26 protein-coding genes, 1 riboswitch and 1 other annotated feature are annotated in these 25940 nt (G+C 38.0%); of the genes, 8 read left to right on the forward strand and 18 right to left on the reverse strand.

All coding sequences use genetic code 11. The annotated features are described in order from the left end of the window. Nucleotides 1–36: 36 nt before the first annotated feature. The 6 genes from F0527_RS11015 to F0527_RS11040 all read right to left on the reverse strand — a co-directional run bounded on the left by F0527_RS11015 (nucleotide 37) and on the right by F0527_RS11040 (nucleotide 7384). The gene (locus F0527_RS11015) at nucleotides 37–1203 is read right to left on the reverse strand and encodes an MGDG synthase family glycosyltransferase (RefSeq protein ID WP_190323441.1); all 1167 of its coding nucleotides are present in this window, start codon (nucleotides 1201–1203) and stop codon (nucleotides 37–39) included. 108 nt (nucleotides 1204–1311) lie between these two features. Then, a complete protein-coding gene (locus F0527_RS11020; RefSeq protein ID WP_066789044.1) occupies nucleotides 1312–1926 on the reverse strand; it encodes a DedA family protein in 615 nt (204 codons plus the stop codon). 6 nt (nucleotides 1927–1932) lie between these two features. Beyond that, the gene (locus F0527_RS11025) at nucleotides 1933–2634 is read right to left on the reverse strand and encodes a polysaccharide deacetylase family protein (protein ID WP_066789047.1); all 702 of its coding nucleotides are present in this window, start codon (nucleotides 2632–2634) and stop codon (nucleotides 1933–1935) included. 52 nt (nucleotides 2635–2686) lie between these two features. Next, nucleotides 2687–3316, reverse strand: a complete 630-nt coding sequence (locus F0527_RS11030; RefSeq protein ID WP_150284843.1) for a Bax inhibitor-1/YccA family protein — start codon at nucleotides 3314–3316, stop codon at nucleotides 2687–2689. Nucleotides 3317–3447: 131 nt separating this feature from the next. Then, entirely contained in the window at nucleotides 3448–5865 is a 2418-nt protein-coding gene (gene leuS, locus F0527_RS11035; RefSeq protein ID WP_150284844.1) for a leucine--tRNA ligase, read from the reverse strand. 52 nt (nucleotides 5866–5917) lie between these two features. Next, nucleotides 5918–6131 (reverse strand) — a binding site (T-box leader). Nucleotides 6132–6196: 65 nt separating this feature from the next. Next, nucleotides 6197–7384, reverse strand: coding sequence for an MDR family MFS transporter (locus tag F0527_RS11040; protein WP_066789064.1), 1188 nt, complete (start codon nucleotides 7382–7384; stop codon nucleotides 6197–6199). A gap of 440 nt (nucleotides 7385–7824) precedes the next feature. Between F0527_RS11040 and mnmL the strand changes: the two genes are divergently transcribed. Together mnmL and mnmM are read left to right on the forward strand one after the other, a co-directional pair. Then, on the forward strand, nucleotides 7825–8796 hold the full coding sequence (gene mnmL / locus F0527_RS11045) for a tRNA modification radical SAM protein MnmL/YtqA (protein WP_190323442.1): 972 nt from the start codon (nucleotides 7825–7827) through the stop codon (nucleotides 8794–8796). Continuing rightward, nucleotides 8793–9365, forward strand: a complete 573-nt coding sequence (mnmM, locus tag F0527_RS11050) for a tRNA 5-(aminomethyl)-2-thiouridylate-methyltransferase MnmM (protein WP_150284845.1) — start codon at nucleotides 8793–8795, stop codon at nucleotides 9363–9365. Before mnmL ends, mnmM begins: the two co-directional genes overlap by 4 nt. Before the next feature lie 43 nt (nucleotides 9366–9408). Here mnmM and F0527_RS11055 read toward each other — a convergent pair whose 3' ends face one another. Further along, nucleotides 9409–10077: a MerR family transcriptional regulator gene (locus F0527_RS11055; protein ID WP_150284846.1), complete on the reverse strand. Its 669-nt coding sequence runs from the start codon at nucleotides 10075–10077 to the stop codon at nucleotides 9409–9411. Nucleotides 10078–10251: 174 nt separating this feature from the next. On the opposite strand from F0527_RS11055, the gene F0527_RS11060 reads away from it, so the two are divergent. Continuing rightward, nucleotides 10252–11316: a type III polyketide synthase gene (locus F0527_RS11060; RefSeq protein ID WP_150284847.1), complete on the forward strand. Its 1065-nt coding sequence runs from the start codon at nucleotides 10252–10254 to the stop codon at nucleotides 11314–11316. A 4-nt stretch (nucleotides 11317–11320) separates the two neighbouring features. Further along, nucleotides 11321–11842 carry an isoprenylcysteine carboxyl methyltransferase family protein gene (locus F0527_RS11065; RefSeq protein ID WP_150284848.1) on the forward strand — a complete coding sequence of 174 codons (522 nt, stop codon included), beginning with the start codon at nucleotides 11321–11323 and terminating at the stop codon, nucleotides 11840–11842. 17 nt (nucleotides 11843–11859) lie between these two features. On the opposite strand, the gene F0527_RS11070 is transcribed toward F0527_RS11065, so the two are convergent. Then, on the reverse strand, nucleotides 11860–13356 hold the full coding sequence (locus F0527_RS11070; protein WP_150284849.1) for an alanine/glycine:cation symporter family protein: 1497 nt from the start codon (nucleotides 13354–13356) through the stop codon (nucleotides 11860–11862). A gap of 307 nt (nucleotides 13357–13663) precedes the next feature. Next, the gene (locus F0527_RS11075; protein WP_150284850.1) at nucleotides 13664–14464 is read right to left on the reverse strand and encodes an alpha/beta hydrolase; all 801 of its coding nucleotides are present in this window, start codon (nucleotides 14462–14464) and stop codon (nucleotides 13664–13666) included. 240 nt (nucleotides 14465–14704) lie between these two features. Here F0527_RS11075 and F0527_RS11080 point away from each other — a divergent pair, with 240 nt between their 5' ends. Continuing rightward, nucleotides 14705–15229 (forward strand): gamma carbonic anhydrase, encoded by a 525-nt coding sequence (locus F0527_RS11080; protein ID WP_066789085.1) that lies wholly within the window; start codon nucleotides 14705–14707, stop codon nucleotides 15227–15229. 43 nt (nucleotides 15230–15272) lie between these two features. On the opposite strand, the gene F0527_RS11085 is transcribed toward F0527_RS11080, so the two are convergent. Continuing rightward, complete coding sequence (locus F0527_RS11085) at nucleotides 15273–15692, reverse strand: YiaA/YiaB family protein (protein WP_066789087.1); 420 nt, start codon at nucleotides 15690–15692, stop codon at nucleotides 15273–15275. A 251-nt stretch (nucleotides 15693–15943) separates the two neighbouring features. Then, nucleotides 15944–17137: a methionine adenosyltransferase gene (metK, locus tag F0527_RS11090; RefSeq protein ID WP_066789097.1), complete on the reverse strand. Its 1194-nt coding sequence runs from the start codon at nucleotides 17135–17137 to the stop codon at nucleotides 15944–15946. Nucleotides 17138–17384: 247 nt separating this feature from the next. Beyond that, nucleotides 17385–17502: riboswitch (SAM riboswitch) on the reverse strand. Between the two features lie 278 nt (nucleotides 17503–17780). On the opposite strand from metK, the gene pckA reads away from it, so the two are divergent. After that, nucleotides 17781–19367, forward strand: a complete 1587-nt coding sequence (gene pckA, locus F0527_RS11095) for a phosphoenolpyruvate carboxykinase (ATP) (RefSeq protein ID WP_066789099.1) — start codon at nucleotides 17781–17783, stop codon at nucleotides 19365–19367. 91 nt (nucleotides 19368–19458) lie between these two features. Here the strand turns inward: pckA and F0527_RS11100 are convergent, their stop codons facing one another. The 6 genes from F0527_RS11100 to F0527_RS11125 all read right to left on the reverse strand — a co-directional run bounded on the left by F0527_RS11100 (nucleotide 19459) and on the right by F0527_RS11125 (nucleotide 23880). Further along, nucleotides 19459–19914, reverse strand: coding sequence for a hypothetical protein (locus tag F0527_RS11100; protein WP_150284851.1), 456 nt, complete (start codon nucleotides 19912–19914; stop codon nucleotides 19459–19461). A gap of 17 nt (nucleotides 19915–19931) precedes the next feature. Beyond that, on the reverse strand, nucleotides 19932–20711 hold the full coding sequence (locus tag F0527_RS11105) for an alpha/beta hydrolase family protein (RefSeq protein WP_150284852.1): 780 nt from the start codon (nucleotides 20709–20711) through the stop codon (nucleotides 19932–19934). Continuing rightward, complete coding sequence (ytkD, locus tag F0527_RS11110) at nucleotides 20695–21162, reverse strand: RNA deprotection pyrophosphohydrolase (protein WP_066789104.1); 468 nt, start codon at nucleotides 21160–21162, stop codon at nucleotides 20695–20697. The genes F0527_RS11105 and ytkD overlap by 17 nt, the downstream gene beginning before the upstream one ends. Nucleotides 21163–21213: 51 nt before the next feature. Beyond that, the gene (locus tag F0527_RS11115; protein WP_223823564.1) at nucleotides 21214–21528 is read right to left on the reverse strand and encodes a transposase; all 315 of its coding nucleotides are present in this window, start codon (nucleotides 21526–21528) and stop codon (nucleotides 21214–21216) included. Nucleotides 21529–22093: 565 nt separating this feature from the next. Continuing rightward, on the reverse strand, nucleotides 22094–23518 hold the full coding sequence (locus F0527_RS11120) for a UDP-N-acetylmuramoyl-L-alanyl-D-glutamate--2,6-diaminopimelate ligase (RefSeq protein ID WP_190323443.1): 1425 nt from the start codon (nucleotides 23516–23518) through the stop codon (nucleotides 22094–22096). Between the two features lie 107 nt (nucleotides 23519–23625). Then, nucleotides 23626–23880, reverse strand: coding sequence for a GlsB/YeaQ/YmgE family stress response membrane protein (locus F0527_RS11125; protein WP_066789114.1), 255 nt, complete (start codon nucleotides 23878–23880; stop codon nucleotides 23626–23628). 208 nt (nucleotides 23881–24088) lie between these two features. Here F0527_RS11125 and yidD point away from each other — a divergent pair, with 208 nt between their 5' ends. Both yidD and F0527_RS11135 read left to right on the forward strand, forming a co-directional pair. Further along, nucleotides 24089–24322, forward strand: a complete 234-nt coding sequence (gene yidD, locus F0527_RS11130; RefSeq protein WP_150284854.1) for a membrane protein insertion efficiency factor YidD — start codon at nucleotides 24089–24091, stop codon at nucleotides 24320–24322. A gap of 99 nt (nucleotides 24323–24421) precedes the next feature. Next, on the forward strand, nucleotides 24422–25381 hold the full coding sequence (locus F0527_RS11135) for a metal ABC transporter solute-binding protein, Zn/Mn family (protein ID WP_150284855.1): 960 nt from the start codon (nucleotides 24422–24424) through the stop codon (nucleotides 25379–25381). Between the two features lie 42 nt (nucleotides 25382–25423). Here the strand turns inward: F0527_RS11135 and F0527_RS11140 are convergent, their stop codons facing one another. Then, nucleotides 25424–25858 carry a Dps family protein gene (locus F0527_RS11140; RefSeq protein WP_066789125.1) on the reverse strand — a complete coding sequence of 145 codons (435 nt, stop codon included), beginning with the start codon at nucleotides 25856–25858 and terminating at the stop codon, nucleotides 25424–25426. Between the last annotated feature and the right edge of the window lie 82 nt (nucleotides 25859–25940).

Here is a 25940-nt window from a genome sequence, read left to right on the forward strand (position 1 = left end):
CATAGTGAATATCATGCTAAGGCCTTTTCATTTTGGTTATCCTCTAACCATCTCCCATTGAAGAGTCGGGCTGTATTCGAATGCAGGTTGTAATGTCCTACCATTGCCAAGAAGCCATTTAAAGACTTCATGTAGTTGGCTTGTTAGCTCTAATTCTATTTCATCCTCATAACATTCTATTGAACGTGCACATGCCCCCAATATTTGGCTATCATTTAAAATAGCATTTAATTGAGATTCAATAGGCATTTCTTTGGATAATTCAACGACAAGATTATGTTTCTTTAAATAATCTAAATTAATTTTTTCTTGGCCCGGAAGATGTGAATGAACGATGATTGGAAGCTTTTTACGTAAAGCCTCGCTAATCGTCACACCGCCAGGCTTAGTAATAATGGCATCCATTTTATCATATAGCTTGTCCATTTCTGTTCTTGAACTAATATATGACAACGGCTTAATATGTGATTCTTTCCATCCATGAATTTCATCGTAGAGTTTTTTGTTGTTTCCGCAAAGAATATAAAATTGAAATTCAGGATGCTTTTTTAATTCAGTAGTCAGGCTCGATATCCCGCCAAGCCCGCTATTACCGCCAGCTACTAATATATGGGGTCTATCATTTCTCTTATTTCTACTTGTCCCTTTTTTAATTTCCTCATGAACGGGTATGCCTGTAACAATAATGTGTTTTCTAGGGATACCAAATTCACGAATCAGATGCTCTTTCACTTCCTTGCTCGGTACAAAGTGTAAATCGATGCCTTCTTTTGCCCAAATACCATTAATAAAAAAGTCTGTATAGGCATTGATAACAGGGACTTCACATTTCCCTTGCATTTTCAATCGGCTGATCAGACATGATGGAAAGCCATGTGTACAAACGATAGCATCAGGCTTTTCTAGTTCAATCAGTTGCTCCATCTTCTTTAAAAAATGGTTTTCATAGAACTTTTTTGGCTGGTTTGCTGTACAGTATCTTTTACTATAAATAAAATTATAAGAGTTAGGAAATAGGCGAATCCAATTCAAATAGCTTCGAGAGAGCATTTTCTCTAATCCTGGATGCCAATAACTAATCAAATCAATCTTCTTTATCTCATATTCTTCATTGCGTCCCCTCACCATGTCCATTAAAGCATCTGCGACTTGATGATGGCCGGATTGCATCCGCAATAGCGGAAAGAATAATATTTTTTTCATATCGAAGAACCCCTTTTCAAATAGCACGATTTTTAAGATAAGGTTGAAGGGAATTTGTCCTTCTTTACTATCTGTCATTACCCGCTCTCTCTAACTAAAAAACAGTCATTAATCAGAATCATTACTTGACTTATTTTTCTTAGATCGTCCTATTATCTTTTTCACAATATAATAAACAATAAATAATATAAATAATATAATTCCTAAATATGGTACATAATCCGGATTAATATAAATCGTATTCGCAGTAAAATAACCTAACAAAACAAAAGGCATTGTCCAGATAATACTGCCAATGAGAGAAAAAAGAATAAATGGCTTAAGTGGCGTATTGGTTATTCCCGCAAAGTACGGGCTGATTTGACGCATGCCCGGTAGGTAAAAACCGAAAGTAATTGTTCTATATGCATTCTTATTATATTTGTTTTCAATCTTCGCCCACCGCTCTGGATTGAGTCCAATATATTTACCAAAGCGATTGATGAAAGGAGCCCCTAGGTATTTGCCCAGAAGATACGCTACTATCATTCCAATGAAGGCACCTAATTCTATAAAAATGAGCGAATGAGCCATTGACAGCTTTCCATAACTTATTAGAACTCCTGTCAAAAATAACAATGATTCTTCAGGAGCAGGAATACCGACAATGCCGAAAAATAAACAAATGAAAAGAATTACATATCCATAAAGACTTAAATAATGCATTAATTGATCAATATTCATAGCATCTTATTCCAACACATCTTTCAATGTGATGAATTCTATATTTTTTTCGTGACAATCTTCTAAAAAAAGCTCCAAATTTCGCAGCATATATGAGGGTGCCTCCTTTTCAGCGCCTTGTGTGTCGCCATTATCATGTAGTACAAAGATAGAACCAGGACTTGCATATTGCTTCAGTTCTTCTAGCAAACCATTCCGTGCTTTTTCTACTTTCCAGTCGCCAAAAATATGGGACCACATGATTTTTTTATATGTTTTTCCGACGAATAATGTAAACAAATTAAAATGTCCCCAAGGCGGGCGGTAAAATTGTACCGGTTCACCTGTCGCTTCTTCTATTGCCTGATTAGCCAGCGTTAATTGCTTTTTCAGCTCTAATGGACCAGTTAACCAATTGGAAACATGTTGATTATGATGAATACCTATAGTATGCCCTTCATCTGCCATCCGTTTAACAATTTGAGGGTTTCTTCTCACATGGTCTCCAACTACAAAAAATGTTGCCTTTACGTGATATTTTTTTAATAAGTCCAGTAATTGCGGTGTATAAACTCCGTGTGGTCCATCGTCAAATGTTAACGCAATCTGTTTTCCAGGAATGGTCTTGTAAATCCCTAGCTTGCTTAAGCGAATAAAAACGGTCGGGAGCGGGCCGTAACATAAAAACAAGATGACTAGACAAAGTATAATAATTAACAATAATTTCATATTCCACAGCCCTTTTCCGTCAATAGTAATTCCTTACCCGAAAACTAATCTACTAATCATCATCAAAAATTCGTTTCAGATGGTAGATGAGTCGCAGTAGATTGGTGAATAAATTAATGAAGTCCAAATACAAATTTAATGCCACTAGCGGTACTTCCTCATCCGATATGACCTTTTTTGCAATTTGGTTCATATCATAAAGCGTATACCCGATAAAGAGTAACACTCCAATTCCACTAAGAACGATCATCATCATATCGCTGAATCCTACAAAGATATTAATCACTGAAAAAATTAATATTCCGATGAGTATGATGAATAAGAATTTCCACCAGTTAGAAAAATCTCGTTTTGTATTGTAGCCGATGAGCCCAGCTACGATAAAAATAAGTGCAGTAGAGCCAAAAATAAGCAAAACAAGCTTTCCGCCTAACGCTCCAATATAGAAATTCAGCAAACTATACAGCGTAATGCCAGTTAGAAACGCAAACAGCACAGAAATGAATTTACTCGCTTTCCGAGCAGCACGGCTAACCATAACAATTATCAATAAGATGACTGTTACTATGCTGATTGGCAAAATCATCGGTTGTGGTACATAAACCCCTGCAAATAATCCTATCGCTGTAAACAACCATAACAGAGTGAAGAAACGAAGGACCTTTGGAAATTGTGATTCCATTTATAGACCTCTTCTCAAATTTTTTTCGTCCTTAATTATACGTATTTAGTCACAGAAGGTTTCGTTTTTATGTTGGATTATTTTAGCAAAAAACCTTCTTCCAACTAGGAAGAAGGTTTTTATTTCGCCAATTACTTCGCGACAATATTGACTAATTTGCCTGGCACAGCAATCACTTTCTTAATATCTTTGCCTGCCAATTGTTCTTGTACTTGATCATTTTCAAGCGCCGTTTTCTCTAATTCTTCACGACCTGCATCTTTAGCAACCATCAATTTAGCACGAACTTTGCCATTGATTTGTACAACCACTTCAATCTCATCATCTTCTAATTTAGATGAATCGAATGTTGGCCATTCTTCATATGTGATGGTTTCGTTATGGCCTAATTTTACCCATAACTCTTCCGCTACATGTGGTGCAATTGGTGCAAGCATCTTAACAAATCCTTCTGCATACTCACGGGGCACAACACCAGCTTTGTAACATTCGTTAATGAATACCATCATTTGAGAAATAGATGTATTAAAACGAATATGCTCGTTGTTGTCCGTCACTTTTTGAACTGTTTGATGATAAACTTTTTCTAATGTTGTATCATTTGATGTTTGAATTTTTTCAGAAAGCTCGCCCGTTTCTTCATTGATGAAGAGTCTCCATATACGATCTAGGAAGCGGCGCGCTCCATCTAAGCCATTCGTAGACCAAGGAATAGATGCTTCTAGTGGTCCCATGAACATTTCATAAAGTCGTAGTGTATCAGCTCCATGGCTTTCAATAATATCATCCGGATTGACAACATTACCTTTAGATTTAGACATTTTTTCATTACCTTCACCAAGAATCATCCCTTGGTTGAATAATTTTTGGAAAGGTTCTTTTGTTGGTACTACCCCTAAATCATAAAGGACTTTATGCCAGAAACGTGCATACAACAAGTGTAGCACCGCATGTTCTTGACCGCCGATATAAATATCGACAGGCAACCAGCGTTTCAATAATTCTGGGTCTGCCAATTGTTCGTTATTATGCGGGTCGATATAACGCAGGAAGTACCAGCTTGAACCTGCCCATTGTGGCATTGTATTCGTTTCGCGTCGGCCTTTTTTACCTGTCTCAGGATCTACGACATTTACCCATTCATCAATGTTGGCCAATGGTGATTCACCGGTACCTGATGGATGGATATCCTTTGTTTTCGGCAACACTAATGGTAAATCTTCTTCTTTTACTGTTGTAATGGTGCCATCTTCCCAATGAATGATTGGAATTGGCTCTCCCCAATAACGTTGGCGGGAGAATAACCAGTCGCGTAAACGGTACGAAACTTTTTTCTCTCCTACTTTATTTTCTTCAAGCCATGTAATTGCCTTTTGAATGCCTTCTTCTTTGTCTAATCCATTCAAGAAATCAGAGTTAATATGTTGGCCATCACCTGTAAAGGCCTCTTTAGAAACGTCGCCACCTTCTAATACAGGAATGATTGGTAGGTTGAATTGTTTTGCAAATTCAAAATCGCGTTCATCATGTGCTGGTACTGCCATAATGGCACCTGTACCATAGCTTGCTAGAACGTAATCTGCAATCCAAATCGGTATTTCTCGACCATTGATTGGGTTGATTGCATAGGCACCTGTAAATACGCCTGTTTTCTCTTTCGCTAAATCTGTACGTTCTAAATCAGACTTAACTTTGACTTTTTCTAGATATGTTTCTACAGCCTCGCGCTGTTCTTTAGTTGTAATTTCATCCACAAGCGCATGTTCAGGTGCAAGGACTGTATAAGTTGCACCAAATAGAGTATCAGGTCGTGTAGTAAATACACGGAACTGCTTATCTGAATTTTTAATAGAGAAGTCTACTTCAGCACCCTCAGAACGACCGATCCAGTGACGTTGCATATCTTTAATATTCTCTGGCCAATCCACATCTTCCAAATCATCAATCAAACGATCTGCATAGGCTGTGATCTTCAACATCCATTGTTTCATTGGACGTCGTTCTACAGGGTGTCCGCCGCGCTCAGACTTGCCATCAATTACTTCTTCATTCGCAAGTACTGTGCCAAGTGCTGGACACCAGTTGACTGCTACTTCATCGATATAAGCAAGACCTTTTTTATATAGCTGAATAAAGATCCATTGTGTCCATTTATAATAGTTTGGATCAGTCGTATTGATTTCGCGATCCCAGTCATAACTAAAGCCTAATTCTTGGATTTGGCGTCTAAATGTATCAATATTTTTTTGTGTGAACTCAGCTGGGTCATTTCCAGTGTCAAGGGCATATTGCTCTGCTGGAAGACCAAATGCGTCCCATCCCATTGGATGCAACACGTTGTAACCCTGCAGACGCTTAAAGCGTGAAAGGATATCTGTTGCTGTGTAACCTTCTGGGTGCCCTACATGCAAGCCTGCACCTGAGGGATATGGAAACATATCCAATGCATAAAACTTCGGCTTCGATTCTTCATTTGTTGTTTTAAAAGTTTTGTGGTCAGCCCAATACTTCTGCCATTTCTTTTCAATTTCTTGATGATTAAAATTCATTCTTGACCCTCCATACTCATATTCTTGAAAATAAAAAAACTCTCGTCCCTATAAAAGGGACGAGAGCCTATATCTCCCGCGGTACCACCCAAATTAGTGTAAAACACTCAACTTGATTCCTTAACGCGGATTAACGGCAATGGCTATCAATGGTTCACCATAGCGACTCCTGGGCGAGTTCAGTTGAATGATTTGCTGGCTTTCACCTACCGCCAACTCTCTAAAAAAATCAAGTGCAACCTACTATTCCCATTCGCTGTCATTACATATATTGAATCCTATTCTAATTCAATATACTGTAATTGACAAGAGATTTAACAAATTCAATGAATTATACCGTTTCTTTTTCCACTTTGTGTTTATTTTTTAACGGTCGATCATAAAGCATGTATGGGATAAAAGCAATGAGCAGAATCCCGATTAATACATAAAACGTAATCTTCATGCCATATTGGTCTGCTAGAACACCGCCTAAGAATGGACCAATCATTTTGCCTATAGCACTGAAACTATTGACCATACCTTGATAAAACCCTTCTCTTCCCTTAGGTGCTAACGTACTGGCAATTGTCGGTACAATCGGCCAAATAAACATTTCACCAAATGTTAAAATGATAATCGCCACTAAAAACATTTTAAATGTTCCCGCGAAGCTAACCACTACAAAGGAAATGACGAAAATAGCTAAACCAAGAAAAATTTGTTCCTTGAACCGTTCGCCCATTTTTTTAATAATCGGATTGATCAATGGTTGGCCCAGTACGATTAGCAAACCATTCGCTGTCCAAAGCAAGCTGTATTGGTTCAGAGAAATATGCAATGTTTGTGTATAAGATGAAATTGTTGTTGTCCATTGGGTATAGACGAGCCAACTAAGTAAGAAACCAATCCCCAAAATACTCAATGCGTAAAATGATGAACGATCTTTTACTTTTGAGCCTTCACTTATTACAGATGCAGGCGCAATGGCGTATTCTGTAGAAATCCCTTTATATGTGAATGCCACAAAGAAGAAGACGATATACATAGCTAGATTGGCAATAAATAAATAGTCAAAGCTATGCTTTGCAACAATACCTGCAAGAGCTGGGCCAAATGCTACCCCTAAATTTTGAGCGAGATAAATGGCATTAAATCCTTTTCTCCCGCCTTCTGGCCATGCTGTTCCGACCATAGCAAACATACTCGGAAATACAATCCCACCACTAAAACCTATCAATGTCAAAAACCACACATAATGCGGCCAGCCATGCCAAAACACAAGACACGTAAGGCCAATAATGGATATGATTGTTCCTATCATGATGGACTTAAAGCCGCCAAATTTGTCAAAGACATACCCGCCTAAAAGATTGCCTACTACACCAGCTGCAGCATTGGCCATCAGAACGAGCCCGGCTATTGTAAGCGACTGTCCGAGTTCATCATGCATATAAATCGTATTCATCGGCCATAAAAATGAGCTGCCGACAGTATTAATCAGCATACCGATGATTAATAACCAAACACTTCTAGGCATTCCAAGTCCCCCATTTATTTCGAATATCTAAGCAATAGTAACAAATCTTTGATCCTATTTACAACCATCTTTTCATATTTAAGCTCAAATATTAAACGACCGTTTCCATTGTCTTCTAGCAGGTCAATAATTATAGTTGCCAATTTATTCCCAAACCACTTTTTTTCGAGTTTTTTCTCTATTCAATCTCCTCCCTCTAAATAGAAGAATATTGTTTTTTCTATTCTATAGTATTTCACATAAAGTGAAAGTTCACGCGAGATAAGGTTTTTCCCATCTTTACTGAAATTTTATGGGCAGTTAAACCCCCCTCTTAAACTTCTTTGCTAAGCTTACGTTTTGAAGTAGAAGTCTTACTGAAAGTTAAAGCGAGATAAAAGAAATTTTTCCCCTTTGACGTTGTCATGTTAAAATAGATAGTTGAGGAGTGAAATTATACTATGACTGATATTAATTATACTGATTTCCCGTTTCCCTCTGATGGGAAACGTTATTATACATGGAATCGCTATTTGCGTGATGAATTTGGCTGCAAGGTATACAAGGTAGCGCTTGATGCAGGCTTTGATTGTCCTAACCGTGACGGCACTGTTGCATTTGGTGGATGTACTTTTTGCAGTGCAGCAGGCTCTGGTGACTTTGCCGGCGATCGTGTGGACCCTATTTCTGTTCAATTTGAAAAAATTAAAGAGAAAATGCAGCATAAGTGGAAAGACGGCAAAACTATGGCTTATTTCCAAGCTTATACGAACACACATGCACCGCTTCCTGTCCTAAAAGAAAAATTTGAAGCAGCTTTAGCATGTGAAGGTGTTATGGGATTAAGCATTGCAACACGTCCTGATTGTTTACCTGATGATGTCGTGGAATACTTGGCAGAATTGAATCAACGCACATACTTATGGGTCGAGCTTGGACTACAGACTGTGCATGATAAGACAGCCAATTTAATTAATCGTGCACATGATTATACGACATATGTGGAAGGTGTGGAGAAACTCCGCAAACATGGCATTCGTGTATGTACACACATCATCAATGGCCTACCTCTTGAAGATTATGACATGATGATGGAAACTGCCCGTGCAGTGGCGAAGCTAGATGTACAAGCAATCAAAATTCATTTACTTCACCTATTAAAGGGGACACCACTTGTAAAGCAATATGAAAAAGGTATGCTTGAGTTGATGGACAAGAATGCCTATATCAATCTTGTCGCAGATCAATTAGAAGTCATTCCGCCAGAAATGGTCGTACAGCGAATTACTGGTGATGGACCGATTGACTTAATGATTGGGCCTATGTGGTCTGTGAACAAATGGGAAGTATTAAATGGCATCGATGCTGAACTAGAACGTAGAGGAAGTTATCAAGGAAAGCATTATCAAAAAGAAGAAGTGGGAACACGATGAAACTTCAACGTGTACTGCAATACGCACAATTTCTTTTGAAAGAGACCGTTCATCCTGGTGACATAGTAGTGGATGCAACTGCAGGAAATGGCTATGATACGGCCTTTCTAGCACAGTTAGCCGGCAATGAGGGCCATGTCTATGCATTTGATGTCCAGCAACAAGCGATCTCTTCGACAGAAGAGCGCGTACGGGAAGCAGGCCTTGAAAATCGAGTTACAGCCATTTTAGATGGACATGAACATGTAGCAAAACATGTCTTAAAACCGGTTCAGGCAGCTATTTTCAATCTCGGCTACTTGCCAGGTAGTGATCATGAAATTATTACAACGCCTTCCACAACCTTAAAAGCCATCCAAGACTTACTACAGCTTTTAAAAGTCGGCGGCATGATTATTCTAGTTGTTTATCATGGACATCACGGTGGGAAAGAAGAACGAGATGCGCTGATAGAATATGTTAGTACATTGCCGCAAAAATATATCCACGTATTGAGATATGAGTTTATCAACCAAAAAAATGATCCGCCATTTATCATTGCTTTAGAAAAAGTGAAGCAAATGGCATAAGAAAAAGAGTTGTCCGTAAATCTATGGACAACTCTTTTTTCATTTACTTTCCAAAAAAGCGAGAAAGAATACTATTCTCTTGTACCCTTTGTTTTTTATCTTCCTCATTTTGTTCAATCTCCTGTGTATGCTGCCATACATTCAGTTTATTGAGCACAGCCATAATTGCACTGTTTTGCTGTTCAATACGGTCCATTTGGCGGTTATCATTTTGCCTTTTTTCAGTCAATGGCGCGAGCGATTCAACGACTTGCCTAAATTCCCTTTTCATGGAATCATTTTGCTCTGCCAAGAATACATTTTGTTTTCGCTCTTCTTGAATCAATTGAATTAGCTGAGCGTTTTGGACTTCTACTCCATGGATATGCTCTGCCAATAGCTCCATCGCATGGCTCAATTCCTCATATCGCTGGATTTCCTCTTTTCGATCAATGACATCAGGATTGGCTACAGTAATGCTTACCTCTTGGATGTTAAAATTCGGGGCTACTACTACCTCTGCCGCTTCTTTAAGGGTTAATCCTTTATTTTTATGCAGTGAACTATATGCTTGCAATATTGCTACGTCTTGATCTGAAAACTTCCGATAATTTCGTCCGTCACGTTCTACTTGGTAACCGTAATCTTCTAATATTGAAATGTAATGCCGAATCGTCGATTTATTAATGCCAACGATTTGTGCAAAATTTGCCATTGTATATGTATGAGCCACAAAAACCCTCCTAACCTATTGTGACACCTTCTCAATTAACATTATTGTAGCATATTGTTATGTTTCTGTTAGACAGTGTGCATAGTTTTATAGAATTAATTTTAGGGAATACGTATTTTTCCAAATAGTAAATCGTACACTATTTTGATACGAGAAGAAAAAGGAGATCCTAAAATGCCCAAAATCCATGCAGTTAGTACACACTGCCCTCCCCACGCATTACCTCAAAATATGGCAGAGGAATTTATAAAAGAACTTTTTTCTGGGAAAATAGCCAAACTTGATCGTTATTTGAAAGTATTCAAAAATGGCGAAATACATAACCGCCAACTGGCTATGCCAATCGAATGGTATAAAGAAGAACACAGTTTTTCAGAAAGAAATGAATTATACGTAGAACTTGCTACAGAGTATACAGCGAAAGTAATCGAGGACTGTTTAGAAAGCGCATCAGTAGAAAAAGAAGCAGTCGATGCCATGATCTTCATATCAAGCACGGGCATTTCAACACCAAGTATTGAAGCACGCGTTATGAACCAGCTATCACTTCCCAATGATATAGTCCGCATTCCCATTTGGGGACTTGGATGCGGTGGTGGAGCTGCGGGGATTAGCCGAGCAAATGATTATTGCCTTGCACACCCTGATGCAGTAGTGCTTGTCGTATGCCTGGAGCTATGCAGCCTTACATTCCAGCCAGATGATTTGGATAAAAGCAATTTTATCGGGACATCTTTATTCGGTGACGGTGTAGCATGCGCTCTCGTTGCAGGTGACGAAGCATCACTTTCGTCAAAAGAAGCTTTACCTTCAATTAAAGGAAATGCTTCCCGTCTTATGCCTCATTCAGAAGATGTAATGGGGTGGCGAATCGAGGATAACGGCTTGCATGTTATTTTCTCTAAGAGTATCCCGCCAATTGTTGAAAATTGGTTTGCCCCTTTTGTGCATGACTTTTTAAATACTCATGATTCCAAGGCACAAGATCTCACACAATTTATTTTGCATCCTGGTGGCAAAAAGGTTCTTACAGCCTATGAAAAAGCTCTCAATCTGCCAAATGACTTGTTAGCACCTAGTTCTCATATTTTAAAACATCACGGCAATATGTCTTCTCCAACTGTTTTATATGTCTTGAAATATATTATGGAAAACAAGCCATCAAAAGGCGAAAAAGGTTTAATGGCATCACTTGGACCAGGTTTTAGCGGTGAACTTGTTTTATTGGAATGGGAGTGAATGTATGCTATTTATAATCGTATTTGCACTAATTTGCATTCAACGGCTAGTAGAACTCCGTGTGGCAAGAAATAATGAGCGTTATATGAAAAACCAAGGAGCAATTGAATTTGGGCAGGCACACTATAAATATATCGTGATGCTCCATGTCGCTTTTTTGGCTTCATTCTTCATCGAGTACATGGTAAAGGAATCTACATTGAGTCCCATATGGCCATGGCTACTTGCAGTATTTATCGTCCTTCAATTAGGTCGGATCTGGGCAATTAAATCGCTCGGTCACTTTTGGAACACAAAAATTATTGTATTGCCTAACGCTCAATTGGTAAAAAAGGGTCCCTATAAATGGATTCCTCATCCAAACTATGTCATCGTCGCCCTAGAAATTCTTGTCATTCCATTGATATTCCAAGCATATGTAACGGCTATTTTCTTCACCCTTTTAAACATGTTGATGATGTATGTACGAATTCCTGAAGAAGAGCGTGCGCTAAATAGCATTTATAAAAAACAAGAACAATATTAAACGAAAAAAACGAGAGCCTAAATGGCATCTCGTTTTTTATTATCTTTTGCATTCTTTTCTTTATTATATTCAACCCAAAAATCTGCATCTTTTATTCCTAAAGGAGTAGGATCGAATACTGGATCTTTGCCTTCTTTTTTCTGTCTTTCATAATCTTTCAAAGCCCTAATGGCCGGTTTCGCAACAATCAGGATACCAATCACATTAATCCAAACCATCAATCCAAGGCCCACATCGCCAAGAGCCCATGCTAATGTTGACGCTTTGTATGAGCCATAGAAGTTGGCTGCTAAATACACAATACGTGTAATCCACATTGCTATAACTTGAGTTTTCCCTTTAAATAAGTACGCAATATTTGTCTCAGCAATATAGTAATACGCCATTGTAGTAGTAAAAGCAAAGAAGAACAAGGCTATTGCTACAAAGCCTGAGCCGAAACCAGGGAATGATTGGTCTACCGCAAATTGCGTATAGGCAGAACCTGCGGATACTTGATCAGCGATAGTGCCTGATCCGAAGTCTCCTAAGAAGATAAATTTCTTTTTAGCTTCATCGAATACATTAAAGGTACCAGAAAATAGAACCATAAATGCTGTAGCAGAACAAACCAATAATGTATCGATATAAACAGAAGCAGCTTGAACTAGGCCTTGTTTAGCCGGATGAGAAACTTCCGCAGCAGCTGCCGCATGAGCTCCTGTACCTTGGCCAGCCTCATTAGAGAAGACGCCACGTTTTACTCCCCATGCAATCGCTGCTCCAAGCATACCGCCAAAAGCTGAATCGAATCCGAAAGCGTTTTCAAAGATAAGCTTTAATACATGTGGAATTTCACCAATATGCATACAAATAATAACAACAGCCATAATCATATACAAAATGGCCATGAATGGCACTACATATTGTGCTACAGTTGCAATGGCTTTAACTCCACCGATAACAATAACTGCTAATAGAACAGTCACAATCAATCCAGTTATCCACTGGCTAACACCAAATGCATTATGCATAGCATCTGAAATAGCGTTTGTCTGAACACCAGGCATTAGGACGGCCATCGCCATCAATGCTGCAATGGCAAAAATAATACCAGCCCATTTTTTCCCTGTTCCCTTTTCAATATAGTAAGCAGGACCGCCACGATATTGATCATCTCGTTCTTCTTTATAAATTTGTGCTAGTGTTGACTCTACATATGCAGTAGCCGCTCCGATAAAAGCAATCATCCACATCCAAAATACAGCGCCAGGACCACCGAATGCAATGGCAGTAGCTGTACCTGCGATATTACCGGTACCTACACGACCTGATAAGGCAATAGATAATGCCTGGAAGGATGAAATCCCCTTTTCTGATTTTTCCCCTTTGAACATTAATAAAACCATGTCTTTAATAAATCTTACCTGTGGAAACTTCATAATGATTGAAAAGACTAATCCAACAACCAATATGCCGTAAATCATCCACGGCCCCCACAAAATGTCATTTATTGCTGCAACAAAATCCCCCATAAAAAAACCCCTTTATAGTTTTCTTATAATTCAATATATTTTAAATATTGATAGATTGCAAACAAAATTTTCGAAATAATCTTTTTTATTTTTCTACCATATAAATATATAATTTGTTATGCTATTTCATTTCGACTCCTCCTCAACACATTTAGTAGTAAGATTTACACATGATATGCCGCCTAGAATCTGAATATGTGACAAAAAAAAGACATATGCAAAATTAAAGCATATGCCCAGATTTATATTTTTTTACTGTGGCTCAAAAAAATTTACCTCTTAAAAACACACTTCCATTTAATTTAAATTAGATAATATACCCGATATTGCGTAAAGCATTAAACATAAAGGATTCCATATATTGATAGATATCTTCCCGTTCTGGTTCTTGATAAAGATCGTGATAGCAAGATTTCCACTCTTTATATTGGAATTCAGACGTTTCTTGTTGAGAAAGCCATTTTTTACTATAAGCTGGAGACACAATTTTGTCGCTTCCCCCATTCATTAGCAAGACCGGGATATCCGGAATTGTTTCTCTCTTTGTCCACAATGATTTCATAAACTGCTGCAGTTCTTTATACCACCCCACTGTAATGCCTGAAAAATAGTAGGGATCGTCCTTTTGTTCTTTATAAAATTCGTAACTGCGTGAAAGATTTTTGATTGGTATATCATGCTGTATCTTTAAATTCCCTGTTAATTTGCTAATCCCTGAAAGAGCATTAGAAAATTTTGATGGCTGATGTGTAAGATGCAGCCATGGAGATGTTAGTATCATGCCTGCGCATTCGTATTTCCGTATTTGTATTAATTCCATTGCAAGGCTTGCGCCAAGGCCATGCCCCATTATAAAGATTGGTAAATTATAATTTATAGCAACCTCCATCATTTGTCGAATGAACTTTAGGTACTCTTTAAATCCTTCATCATGCGCTTTCTTTTTCCGGCTCACTTCGCCATGTCCAGGCAAATCACCTGTGATAACATGCATGCCAGATACACGTAGCTTTTCAATAAGCCATGGATATCTCCGATGATGTTCATATGCACTATGTATAAAAACAACAACAGCTTTCGCTTGTCCCTCTGCTTCCCATTTCCACATTCTATTCCGCTCCTCAATTCTTCACTTTTCCCGTATTAATGGCTACCAAAAATTAGAATGATATACTTCTTTATTTTGACCATCAATACCTGATAGGTTTAGGTAACAATCAGAGATGATAAAATTCACTGATTGTCGTATCACTCTATTTTAACGTATTTTACAGATTTCAGTTTCCTTCCAATCTACCATTTGTTACGATATTAATAACATCATAGCTTGAAATGAGGCGAATTTTCGATGATTTACCCTTATCACGACAAAAAACCTAATATCGATCCTTCTGTTTTCATAGGAGATCATGTCGTTATCACTGGCGATGTGACAATTGGACCAGACTCATCTGTATTTTATAATACAGTGATTAGAGGTGATGTGTCCCCTACTATTATTGGAAGTAAAGTGAATGTACAAGATTTGTGCTGTTTACACCAAAGTCCCGGCCGACCGCTTGTCCTTGAAGATGAGGTAACAATTGGCCATCAAGTGACACTACATAGCTGTCATGTAAAAAAAGGTGCGCTTATAGGTATGGCATCCATTGTTTTAGACGGCGCAGAAATTGGCGAGGGAGCATTCATCGGGGCAGGAAGCCTTGTGACACAAGGCAAAGTAATACCTCCGAATACGATGGCTTTCGGACGACCAGCTAAAGTTGTACGGGAATTAACTGATGAAGATAAAAAAGACATGGTCCGCATTATCAACGAATATCATGAAAAGGGCCAATTCTATAAATCTGTCCAACAAAATTCAGAAAGATAATAAAAAGATGGCTTCTCTCAAAAGGGAGGCCATCTCTTTACTTTTATTCTTCTTGTTCCTCTCCATTGATGTTGCCTTTGAGTGACTTACCATATTGTCTGTCACGAATTTCCTTTGATAGCGCGAAAGAGGTGTATAAGACAAATATGATCCCTAACCAATAGTATCCCTTTTCGACAAGCTCCCATTCTGTATTCCAAACACTTATCATCCCTATTCCAAATGAAGCAATCGTTGATAAATAACAAAGGAGCAAATATTCTTTTGTTACTTTAATTCCGTCGTGCCGATCGCGAATTGTCTTTACAAGTGAAAAAGCAGAAAAAGTAATCCACCCCAACAAAATAGTATAGAATCCTCGCTCAACAAGTTGCCAATCTGTATTCCAAATCGCAACTAAGACAAAACCAAAGCCGGTTAAAAAAGCAGCCCATGTGAGAAAAAAGAATTCATTTGTTTTCAACCATCTCTCCTCCTTGAACTTCTTATTAACTTATTCAAAGAGAGAAAAGGTTATGAACCGAAATTATATTCATCTCTGTGTGCACGGTTTTTATTTTGTCTTCATTTTATTTTTAAAGAATGGTTTGTTCACACCCTATTAAGAATAATGGAGAATAAAAACCAAAAACCCTATCACAAATGTGACAGGGTTCTCATAAGAATCAGCTTATCGCTTCAAGGAGGAAAAACCTCCATAGCATGAAATTCAATTTATTTAAACTTAGCTTTCAATTCTTCAGCTTTATCTGTATTTTCCCAAGGTACATTTAAATCAACACGACCGAAGTGTCCATAAGCCGCTGTTTGTTTATAGATTGGACGGCGAAGATCAAGCATTTTGATAATGCCTGCAGGACGCAAATCAAATGTCTCACGCACGGCTTCTACTAATTCGCTTTCTGTGACCTTTCCTGTACCAAATGTATCTACAGAGATAGAAACTGGCTGAGCTACACCGATCGCATAAGCTAATTGAACTTCTGCGCGCTCTGCTAAGCCTGCAGCTACAATATTTTTAGCTACATAACGTGCTGCATATGCTCCAGATCGGTCCACTTTTGTTGCATCTTTCCCTGAGAATGCACCGCCGCCATGACGCGCATACCCACCGTATGTGTCGACGATGATTTTGCGACCTGTAAGACCTGCATCCCCTTTTGGTCCACCAATTACAAAGCGGCCTGTTGGGTTAATGAAGTATTTTGTGTTTTCATCCAGTAATTCAGCTGGCACTACATTATTGATTACTGTTGATTTAAGATCTTGTTGAATTTGTTCTAAGGTTACATCTTCATCATGTTGAGTTGAGATAACAATTGTATCCACACGCACTGGATGGTTGTTTTCATCATACTCAATTGTTACTTGTGTTTTTCCATCCGGACGCAAGTATGCAAGTTGACCTGTCTTGCGAACCTCTGTTAAACGACGTGCCAATTTGTGCGCTAAGCTGATTGGAAGCGGCATTAACTCAGGTGTTTCATTGCAAGCATAGCCGAACATCAACCCTTGGTCCCCTGCACCAATTGCTTCGATATCTGCATCTGACATTTTTCCTTCACGAGCTTCCAGTGCTTGGTCTACACCTTGTGCAATATCAGGTGATTGTTCGCCAATTGCTACAAGTACTGCTAGGTTTTCTGCATCGAAACCGTATTTACCGCGTGTGTAACCAATTTCAGCTACTGTATCTCTTACAATTCCTTTGATGTCAACGTATGTTGAGGTCGTCACTTCTCCTGCAACAAGGACAAGGCCTGTTGTGACAGTTGTTTCACATGCAACTCGCGCATTCGGGTCTTTTGCAATAATGGCATCTAAAATGGCATCCGAAATTTGGTCACAAATTTTATCTGGATGTCCTTCTGTTACGCTTTCTGAAGTAAATAATCTTCTGTTAGTCATTTGGTTGGTTTCCTCCTAAATCAACGAGATCCTCTCGAAAGTGATACGGTACTCATTACCCATGTCCGTTTAAATGGATTAAACGCCAAGCTTTAGCTGCTTTTTAAACACGAGGATATAGAAAGTGCCCTTACATACATGCTATATATTAATATGAAACAAAATCAATTTGCCTCAATTTTTACACAAAAAAACCTTTCGCTCATTCGCACAATGAGGAAAGGATATGTTTCGTAAGCACCTTTCACTCTTATCGTTCAAGGAATATTCCTTGCATCAGATTAGCACCAGCACATTTAACACTTGATAAAATGCAGGTTGCCGGGTTTCTTAGGGCCTGACCCTCCACCAGCTCGGGATAAGAGTATCCGTTCTATAGCATATAGTAAGCGAATTGAACAAGAAAGTCAAATTTTCGATGAAAAATAAAGAAAAAAGTTGATTTTTGATGAATTTTGTTGTGTGATGTAGTTAAGCGTTTTCGTAAAGTAAATTAATGAATTAATTTATATAGAAAACTTTTAAAAAATAACGAGTTATTAGTATAGACTAATACGCTTAATGTGTTATACTAATTCTCGAAATGATTAATACTCACCCACTTAGCAAGGGTAATAATATAAAAAGGATGGTACGTACACAGATGAATTCAGTAGAAATTGCGAATGAACTGAATGATTTATTACAAGGGCGCAATATTTTAGAACAGCTTTCAGTTCCACAATTAGTGGAAAAAGCAACTTCACGTGGAGAAGCAATCTTAACGGTAGATGGTGCTGTTCGCGCAGTAACTGGCAAATATACAGGACGTTCTCCTAAAGATAAATTTATGGTAGAAGAAGAATCCTCTAAAGACAAAATTGATTGGGGCAAAATCAATCAACCTATTTCTTCAGAAGTTTTCGATTCATTATATACGAAAGTAGTAGACTATTTAAAAGAAAAAGAAGAAATTTTTGTTTTCAAAGGATTTGCGGGTGCTGACCCTTCATCCCGTCTTGGCATTCGTGTTGTGAACGAATTCGCATGGCATAATTTATTTGCACATCAATTATTCATCCGCCCTACAGCTGAAGAATTAGAAGAACATGAAGCAGATTTCACTATTGTTTCTGCTCCTACCTTTAAAGCTGATCCAGCAGTAGACGGAACATCTTCTGAAACATTCATTCTCGTATCTCTAGAAAAACGCATTATTTTAATCGGCGGCACAGAATATGCTGGCGAAATGAAAAAATCAATCTTCGGCATTATGAATTACCTATTACCACAACAAGGTATTCTGTCTATGCACTGCTCTGCAAATGTTGGTGAATCAGGCGATGTAGCATTATTCTTCGGCCTATCCGGTACAGGTAAAACGACTTTATCTGCTGACAGCAATCGCAAATTAATTGGTGATGATGAGCACGGCTGGTCAGACAATGGAGTATTCAATATTGAAGGAGGCTGCTATGCGAAAACAGTCAACCTTTCTGCTGAAAAAGAACCTGAAATCTATAATGCTATCAAATTTGGCACAGTGCTTGAGAATGTAACGATTGATCCAGAAACACGTATACCTGACTATGATGATACTACATTAACTCAAAATACACGTGCTGCATACCCAATCCAAAATATCGAAAATATTGCAAGTCCATCTGTAGGTGGTCACCCTAAAACAATTATTTTCTTAACAGCTGATGCGTTTGGCGTATTGCCTCCAATCAGTAAATTAACAAAAGAGCAAGCGATGTATCATTTCTTATCTGGCTTCACTTCCAAAATTCCTGGAACAGAACGCGGTGTCGTAGAACCAGAACCAGTATTCTCTACATGCTTTGGTGCTCCATTCTTCCCACTGCATGCTTCTGTATACGCAGAAATGTTGGGTGAGAAAATCGATGCTCATGAAGCTAATGTATTCTTAGTTAATACAGGCTGGACTGGCGGCAGCTATGGTGAAGGCAGCCGTATGAAACTATCTTATACTCGTACAATGGTTCGTGCTGCAATCGACGGCAAGCTAGACAATGTATTCACAGAGCAAGATCCATTCTTTGGTCTATCTATGCCTACACAAATCGAAGGAGTGCCAACAGAAGTTTTAAATCCGCGTAATGCATGGGCGGATAAAGATGCTTATGATCAAAAAGCTAAAGAACTTGCTGGCATGTTCCATGAAAACTTTAAAAAATTCGGCGTCATTTCAAAAGATATTTCTGAAAAAGGCGCGCCAATCGTTTAATTGCTACAACTTATCGCTTACAACCTATAAGTAAATCCAAATCGCAAAAAATCCCCGGCAGGCCCAAGGCTAGCCGGGGATTTTTGGTTTTTTAATCTGTATCATCTGGAAAAAATTCTGCTTCTGTATCGTATTTCTTAAACATTTCGAGAATAGGTTCGGCATCTTCTCTCGTTACTTGATTAAAGAAAATTTCTTCTGCGTAATTTCTTATTTCAATGCCTTCTATTCCATGATCATCATGGAACAGAATAGAAAACCATTTTAACTGTTCTTTTGAATCGGCTGAGTGGTGAATAAAATAATCTCTTATTTTATCATTTAAGGTGACACGCTGAATTTTTACTAAGCCTTCATCCTGTGAACTAAAACTGAATTGTTCCAGTTCTTGAATTGCCTCGCTTTCTTCCTTCCAATTTTGCACCTGCAGCTCATTGTAGGGTCCAGAATAAACCTCCCATAATTCCTGCCAGAAAGGATAGCGTTTTTTAAACGGCAAGGTATCACTTTTATGCCTTACATCATTTGTCGCTTTAAGATAACCCATCTTTTCACCTACTTATTTTATTGTAGTTTCATCCATTGGCATGCCCCTCGGAGGACATTGCGATTAGCTACACCCGGGAAGTAATGAGTGAATTCGGGATAATACCAGGTTTCAACTCTTTTATCCAATTCCTTTAAGCGCTCTTCAAGTAGTTCAGCATGCTTAAAACTCACATTGTCATCTTTCATCCCATGAATAATTAAGACCGAAGCATTAATTTCTTTTATTCGGTCTAAAGGCGTGCGCTCTTCATATGCAGCTGGATTGGTCATAGGAGAACCTCCGAATACGCGTTTCATCATCCGACGCATATCAACCCGTTCTTCGTATGTGTACTCAATGTTAGAGACGCCTCCCCATGTAACAATGGACGTGATGTCATTTCGAATAATACCAGTCCAAAGAGCCATAAGCCCACCTCTAGAAAATGCGAACAAATGAATTCTCTCACTGTCACAAAAACGCTTCAGCACTTCGACAGCATTTACTGCATCAAAGCGGTCTTCGCCAGCAAACATATCCTTTCCTTCACCACCGCGTACACCTCTATAATACGGCGCGAATACGACAAAGCCATTTGCCGCAAGCTGTGTAATACGAGCAGGACGTACCATCCCCACATTTTGAATGCCGCCTCGCAAATATAGGATTCCTTCACTCTTTGGATTTTGTAGAGGCGTAGCAAGAAGCCCTTTCACTTTTAAACCTTCCGACCAATATGTAATCTCGGCAAGTTTGACATTTGGATTGGGCGATGGATAATCCCTCATGTAATGGATATCACCATTGATATTCACGTTCACTCACCTTCTCTAACATTTTTTTCATCCCTGCATCTTTCATATAAAAACTTAGATTGGTGCAGTGATCTAATTCTTCCTCATCCAACAGGCATGTGCCAGCTGTTTCTTTATACTGGTGATTTTGTTCGATTGCTTGGACAGAGGCTATAAATACCGCCTTCGTAAAAGGCCTTTCTGCGTGAACTATATAAGTGGCAAACCAAACTATATCCGAGAGCACGGCCCCTGTTTCTTCATATACTTCCCTTCTTGCCGCATCTTCTAACATTTCCCCCTTCTCTACCTTACCGCCCGGAAATTCAAGACCGCGAAGAGGGTGCTCGGTCAACAACCATTTCCCTTTATATTTCGCTAACACCAACACATGTTGAGGTTTGATGGAAAAAGAATTCTTTTTAAAAGAGAGTTCACAACCAAAGCCATTTAAATCTGTATATGTAAACATACCTTCGCTCACTCCTTGTTTTTATAAGTGTAACGAAGGTAAATCAATCCATCAACTGTAATAAGGCATTCCTTCAATAAATTTCTTAGTCTCTTCATCGCCGTATTCATGAATGATGGCATAAACTTTAGCCAACCGTTTATCTACTTCATTGTTTTGTGCATCAAGATGATAAGGAACAGCTGGAAGGTGTGCACGCCACATACCACTTGCTTCCCATCCTTGCATTTGTCTAAAAAGTAAATCAAGTACCTTTAACATTTCAGCATTGGTATTAATTTGGAATTCCCAAGGTGCTAGGTCTGGGGAAAAATTATAATATTTATGCATTACCGACACATAGGCATCTACTTGTTCTGACATCATGTAATCCTCCTTTATTTGGCCACATTTTTTATAGCATGGTTGTGTTTAATTTTTTTATACGAGGATTAGGCATTTAAAACGTTTCTTGCCTTTCAACTTGCATATTATATAAGGAAACGGAAAATTCAGAAAGTGGTGAGGCTATGCATCTATTCACTGGGGTCTTCTTAGCTGGTCTTCTTATTGGTCTATTTCTTGATGCGCTCACACTTATATTCTCTCCTCGTTCTAAACATGCAGTGCGAATGACAGTATTATTTATCATATCGATTTTTCTTTTTATTATAAGTTTATTTTTGAGCAGCACGCTCGGAACCATGATTGGCTTTTTAAGTCTTGGTATTTATACGACAGCCCTTCTATTAGCTTTATTCGGTATATGCAGGATATGGAGAATGAGAACCTATTATGGGATAGTCATATTCGTCGTCTGCTGGTTTATTCTTTCTTTATTCAGATAAAAAGTGATACCAAATAAAAAAAATTTAAAACCCCACAACCGGCAATTGTGGGGCATTTATATGAAATCTCCAACAATTGGGGGAGATGTGTTTTGAGAGTACACTTATTGTTCAACAAGAAAATTTACAGTATCAATATCTGAACTCGTCGGCAATTCAAAGTCTTGCTGGTACATCTCAGCTCCCTTTCCAGTAATAAATACCCAATCATTTGCATCTGCTTCATCTATAGCTTTTTGTATTGCAAGGGTACGGTCAGGAATAATCAAGCATCCATCATTCACTTGCTCTAATGCTTCTTTCATCTCTTCCTGGCTCAGATCATTTAAATCATCGAAGGTAAGAATTTGTACATCGCTATTACTTTTGGAGTTTTGGATCATGTCCTTACGTTTTGTTGTATCTCGATTTCCTCGAAAACCAAAGACATGGAATATACGGTTTGCCCCTTCTTCTTTTGCTGTTTCTAAACAATAATTAAAGGCATCTGCTGTATGTGCATAATCAACGACGATAGTGGTACCTTTTGGGTGGGTGATTTTTTCAAAGCGTCCTGGAACTCCTGAAAAACTCTCCAGTGCTTGAATAATTTCTTGGGGAGGAATACCGATCTTGCTTGCCGTTAAAAACGCTAGTGCAGCATTTAGTATATTATGTTTGCCATCAATTTGAAGTTGAAGTGTGTGAATAGAATTCTTTTGTAATGCGAAGGTTCCTTTTCGGGTTTGTATGGATGTAAGGTGAAGGTCATGATGGGGTTTATCCCCCATTGAATAGAATGTGGAATTATTATTTAATAAACGGTTTGCTAATATCTCGCCATATCGATCTCCCCGATTAATGATTGCTCTGCCAGTAGGTTTCATTTGGTCAAATAAACGTGCTTTTACAGAAAAATAATCATCAATGGTTTTATGGAAATCTAAATGATCATGGTCTAAGTTTGTAAATAAACAGTAATCGAATTCAACACCGGTAACACGATGCTGGGCAATTCCATGTGAAGAAACTTCCATCAAGATATATTCATCCCGGCTTGCATTTAATTGTTTATTCAGCTGTAGCGGGCATGGTGTGGTATTGGCAGAATTGCATACTTTGCCGTTGATTTCATTTTGTACAGTACCAAATAAAGCACATTTATTTCCTGTGCTCTCTAAGATATGCTTTAACATATAAGAGGTGGTTGTTTTACCATTTGTTCCGGTAATCCCAATCATTGTTTTCCTTTTTGATGGGTGATTATAAAAAGTACAAGCTAATTGAGCCAACGCTGAGCGTCCATTTTCTATTTGAAAATAAGGTACCGTAACATGGTCCAATTTTTTCTCACCCACAACAGCTATTGCACCGGCTGCAATTGCATTGTCAATATATTGATGCCCATCCGTTTGGTATCCTTGTATAGCCACAAAGAGTTCATTTGGTAGAGTTTCTTTGGAATTCGTGGAAATCCCTTTAATCTCTATCTCCCCATGCTGTTCATCTATTTCGCAAGCCAGGCATGAGATTAGTTCCTTTAATTTCATTTTCTCACCTCTTAAAGCATTGCAACGAATTATGCTTATCATGGCCGTTAATCCGGCTTCTATACAAAATAAAAGCGCAAATCCAAAAGGATTTGCGCTTTTACCTGTTATTTTCTTCTCATTGCTTTCATAATTAGGCTGACAATAAAGATTAAAATGATTGCACCTAATAGAGCCGGAATAATATAGAAATCACTTACTTTTGGTCCCCATTCGCCTAATAAGTTACCACCAATCCATGCACCAATAATACCAGCAATAATGTTACCGATAATACCGCCTGGAATATCTTTACCTAAGATTAGACCTGCTAACCAACCTAGGATACCTCCGATAATTAAAAACCAAATAAAACTTAACATGATATCAACTTCCTTTCTTTCTTTCTGTTTGTTTGGCTCTGCTTATATATTCCCCTATAGAATGAAATTAAACTCCTTTTTTAAAAATAGTTATATACCAAGCGCTTGCTTTTACTATTTTCTTAAAGGAAGATTACTATTTTTTTTAGAACAGTTGCAGTAAAATAAAGTAGATTAATCAATAGATTATAAAGGAAGTTGACATATATTGAAAAAAATTCTCATACTGCCTATTCGCTTTTATCAAAAAGTGCTATCACCATTAAAGCCACCTAGCTGCCGTTTTTACCCTACTTGTTCTAACTACGGAATTGAAGCTATTGAAAAACATGGTGCATTTAAAGGTAGCTACTTGGCGATTCGACGGATATTACGTTGCCAACCATTTTGTGAAGGCGGCTATGATCCAGTGCCAGAAGAATGGCCTCCGAGAAAGAATTAATTTTCGGGGCTTTTTTTATTGTATTTTCTACAGATATCTTGTATAGTAGTTATTGTTTAAAAAACAAACCGTAATGATTACTATTTATGAGGTGCTATAATGAAAAAGTTTTATATAATTTTTTTAGTAACGGTCATAGCTTTATTTACAGCTGCTTGTGGAACGACTAAAAATGAACAAGACACTGCCAATAAAAAGACGCTTAATATTTACACAACTGTTTATCCACTTCAATATTTCGCAAAACGAATTGGTGGAAGCCATGTTAATGTTTCATCTATTTATCCACCTGGCTCAAATGAACATACATTCGAACCAACGCAGCGGGATATGATGAATTTAGCAGATGCAGATTATTTCTTTTACGTTGGTTTAGGACTTGAAGGATTCGTTGAAAAGTCAAAAAAATCTCTTCAAAATGAACAAGTCCAAATGGTTGAGACTGCCGCACAAGTATCAAAAGACAAACTTGCTGTCAGTACCGGCAAGGAAGAAGACGAACATGAAGGAAATCATGAAGACGGTCACGAGCATGGCCAGTATGACCCACATGTTTGGCTTTCGCCAGTTATCAGCCAAGATTTAGCAAAATCTATTAAGAATGCTTTAGTAAAAGCGCAACCTAAGAACAAAGCTGAATTTGAAACGAATTATGAATCACTTGTTAAAGATTTAAACAAGTTGAATAACGATTACAAAACAATGGCAAAGAATGCAAAGCATAAAACATTCTTTGTTTCACATGCTGCTTTTGGCTATATTGCAGGCACATATGGATTGAATCAAGTAGCCATTGCTGGTCTTAACTCCCAGGATGAACCATCACAAAAAACACTGGCTCATATTGTAGACCAAGCAAAAGAGGATAATGTACGCTACATTCTATTCGAGCAAAATGTTTCTTCAAACCTTGCTAAAGTCATTCAGAACGATATCGGAGCACAACCTCTAACACTTCACAATCTAAGTGTACTGACAAAAGAGGACATTCAACATAAAGAAGATTACTTTACATTAATGCAACATAACATAGACACATTTAAAAAAGCATTGAATTAATAAAAGATGGCCTCATCCAAAATTGGATGGGCCATCTTTATTTTATCCTAAGAATGCATTTAACATCCATACATGCTTTTCTAAGCTTTGATAAATGGAGTTAAGTAAATCCTCTGTCATATCATCATTTTCATTAGATGCTTCTGTCATACCAGCTTTCAAACTTTCCATAACCAGATTAAAATCTTTAATCAGTGTATCCACCATTTGTTCAGCTGTTTCGCTACCTTGAGCTTCTTGGACATTCGAAATCTCTAGATGCTCTTTCATAGTTGCTACTGGTTTGCCACCTAGAGATAAAATACGTTCAGCAATATTATCCAGATGTTCTGCTGCTTCGTTGTATAGCTCTTCAAACTTGGCATGCAATGTGAAGAATGTTGGTCCTTTTACATACCAATGATAATTGTGAAGCTTTGTATATAGCACTGACCATTGAGATACCAATTGATTTAATTGTTGTTGTAAATTAGACATAACGTACACTCTCCTAATATTAATTTCTTCTCGCGTTTAGTATTCCTTCTCTTTGAACAAATTAAACATATGAATTGTTCGT

Origin of the sequence: Rummeliibacillus sp. TYF-LIM-RU47 (assembly GCF_008638315.1) — a bacterium.
GTDB lineage: Bacteria > Bacillota > Bacilli > Bacillales_A > Planococcaceae > Rummeliibacillus > Rummeliibacillus stabekisii.

Excerpts from the sequence above, each read along its gene's own strand:
- F0527_RS11015 (WP_190323441.1), bottom strand. The coding sequence starts at position 1,203 with ATGAAAAAAATATTATTCTTTCCGCTATTGCGGATGCAATCCGGCCAT.
- F0527_RS11065 (WP_150284848.1), top strand. The coding sequence starts at position 11,321 with ATGCTATTTATAATCGTATTTGCACTAATTTGCATTCAACGGCTAGTA.
- F0527_RS11100 (WP_150284851.1), bottom strand. The coding sequence starts at position 19,914 with ATGGGTTATCTTAAAGCGACAAATGATGTAAGGCATAAAAGTGATACC.
- F0527_RS11070 (WP_150284849.1), bottom strand. The coding sequence starts at position 13,356 with ATGGGGGATTTTGTTGCAGCAATAAATGACATTTTGTGGGGGCCGTGG.
- F0527_RS11120 (WP_190323443.1), bottom strand. The coding sequence starts at position 23,518 with ATGAAATTAAAGGAACTAATCTCATGCCTGGCTTGCGAAATAGATGAA.
- F0527_RS11125 (WP_066789114.1), bottom strand. The coding sequence starts at position 23,880 with ATGTTAAGTTTTATTTGGTTTTTAATTATCGGAGGTATCCTAGGTTGG.
- F0527_RS11135 (WP_150284855.1), top strand. The coding sequence starts at position 24,422 with ATGAAAAAGTTTTATATAATTTTTTTAGTAACGGTCATAGCTTTATTT.
- F0527_RS11075 (WP_150284850.1), bottom strand. The coding sequence starts at position 14,464 with ATGTGGAAATGGGAAGCAGAGGGACAAGCGAAAGCTGTTGTTGTTTTT.
- ytkD (WP_066789104.1), bottom strand. The coding sequence starts at position 21,162 with ATGTTTACATATACAGATTTAAATGGCTTTGGTTGTGAACTCTCTTTT.
- F0527_RS11140 (WP_066789125.1), bottom strand. The coding sequence starts at position 25,858 with ATGTCTAATTTACAACAACAATTAAATCAATTGGTATCTCAATGGTCA.
- mnmL (WP_190323442.1), top strand. The coding sequence starts at position 7,825 with ATGACTGATATTAATTATACTGATTTCCCGTTTCCCTCTGATGGGAAA.
- F0527_RS11115 (WP_223823564.1), bottom strand. The coding sequence starts at position 21,528 with ATGATGTCAGAACAAGTAGATGCCTATGTGTCGGTAATGCATAAATAT.
- mnmM (WP_150284845.1), top strand. The coding sequence starts at position 8,793 with ATGAAACTTCAACGTGTACTGCAATACGCACAATTTCTTTTGAAAGAG.
- F0527_RS11025 (WP_066789047.1), bottom strand. The coding sequence starts at position 2,634 with ATGAAATTATTGTTAATTATTATACTTTGTCTAGTCATCTTGTTTTTA.
- F0527_RS11020 (WP_066789044.1), bottom strand. The coding sequence starts at position 1,926 with ATGAATATTGATCAATTAATGCATTATTTAAGTCTTTATGGATATGTA.
- F0527_RS11030 (WP_150284843.1), bottom strand. The coding sequence starts at position 3,316 with ATGGAATCACAATTTCCAAAGGTCCTTCGTTTCTTCACTCTGTTATGG.
- pckA (WP_066789099.1), top strand. The coding sequence starts at position 17,781 with ATGAATTCAGTAGAAATTGCGAATGAACTGAATGATTTATTACAAGGG.
- F0527_RS11040 (WP_066789064.1), bottom strand. The coding sequence starts at position 7,384 with ATGCCTAGAAGTGTTTGGTTATTAATCATCGGTATGCTGATTAATACT.
- F0527_RS11080 (WP_066789085.1), top strand. The coding sequence starts at position 14,705 with ATGATTTACCCTTATCACGACAAAAAACCTAATATCGATCCTTCTGTT.
- metK (WP_066789097.1), bottom strand. The coding sequence starts at position 17,137 with ATGACTAACAGAAGATTATTTACTTCAGAAAGCGTAACAGAAGGACAT.
- F0527_RS11060 (WP_150284847.1), top strand. The coding sequence starts at position 10,252 with ATGCCCAAAATCCATGCAGTTAGTACACACTGCCCTCCCCACGCATTA.
- leuS (WP_150284844.1), bottom strand. The coding sequence starts at position 5,865 with ATGAATTTTAATCATCAAGAAATTGAAAAGAAATGGCAGAAGTATTGG.